The sequence below is a fragment of the Providencia sp. PROV261 genome (assembly GCF_028477945.1).
GTDB lineage: Bacteria > Pseudomonadota > Gammaproteobacteria > Enterobacterales > Enterobacteriaceae > Providencia > Providencia stuartii.
On record NZ_JAMPMC010000085.1, the window covers coordinates 1 to 1,016 of the forward strand.

Annotated in this window: 2 protein-coding genes; both read left to right on the forward strand. The window is 36.0% G+C overall.

Going from position 1 to position 1,016, the window contains the following annotated elements; genetic code table 11:
* A partial coding sequence (locus PR675_RS20625; RefSeq protein WP_272582972.1) for a hypothetical protein occupies positions 1-409 on the forward strand: 409 nt, incomplete at its 5' end.
* Complete coding sequence (locus tag PR675_RS20630) at positions 409-867, forward strand: hypothetical protein (protein ID WP_072197189.1); 459 nt, start codon at positions 409-411, stop codon at positions 865-867. The genes PR675_RS20625 and PR675_RS20630, both read left to right, overlap by 1 nt.
* The last annotated feature ends 149 nt before the right edge of the window (positions 868-1,016 follow it).

A 1,016-nucleotide genomic window follows, 5' to 3' on the forward strand; every position in this document is an offset into this window, starting at 1 on the left:
GTGGGTGGACCCGTGGGGGTGGGCGTGCCGCAATTCACAAAAAAGATTTAATAAGAGAGACAGAATAACTAGACGGTATGTTGATTTATTGTCAGGAAAAAAACCATCTGATGTAGAATTATATTTAAATAGTAAAGGTTGGAAAACTACATACCCACAAAGTGCAACACCTCAAAAAACGCAGCATGTTGTATTTGAAAAAACCACAAAATCAGGTGAGGTATATCATCTTGATTACAATCCATCGGGCAAAACTCATAACAGTGATTATTGGAAGGTAATAAAACCTAACGATCCTGTAGAGTCTGTTTATGGACGAATTGGGTATGGTAAATTTAATAATTATGACAGGATCAAGAATTCGCCTGTGTATATTGATGGTTCTTTAATGAATCCTTGGAGTAAATAATGAAGAATATAGTTATAAGGCTGGACGCTGATATTGTTCCAGGTAAATCAATAGGTGGAGTATCTTTGGGTGATAATGTTAGTGATGTAGTTAGATGTATTAACAGCGACTTTACGATAAAAGAATATGACATCGGTAATTCGGTAGGAGAATTCTTTCTTTATAAAATAAATGGTGGTGCAATATCATTTACTAGTGATAAATATGGAGTAATCATTGCGTTATGGTGTGAACCGCCATACAGCGGTAGTTATAAAAATAAACTGTATCCGGGAATTACAGTATTAAAATTGAAAGAGGTATCAAAAAAACAAGAAATCATAAAAGGTTATCTTGTTATTGATAAAGATTTTCATGTTTATTATGGAATGCCTGAAGACATTGATGATTTTGATTGTTTTTCAGATTTGAATGATGATGTTATATTTAATGAATTATATGTAGGAGATTTAGGTTAAGAAACTTCCTTAGCCCGTATTGAGTGCATGGATACCCCCGCCAATCCACGGTGTGCCATCTATTACACGCACAGTGGCTTAAACGGATTGCCGGAGGCGCCCACCAACGGTGACGGTCATCTCGTTTGGCAAGGTCAGTATGGTGTTTG

Bases quoted from the DNA above. Each gene is read 5' to 3' on its own strand.
- PR675_RS20630 (WP_072197189.1), top strand. From the start codon at position 409: ATGAAGAATATAGTTATAAGGCTGGACGCTGATATTGTTCCAGGTAAA.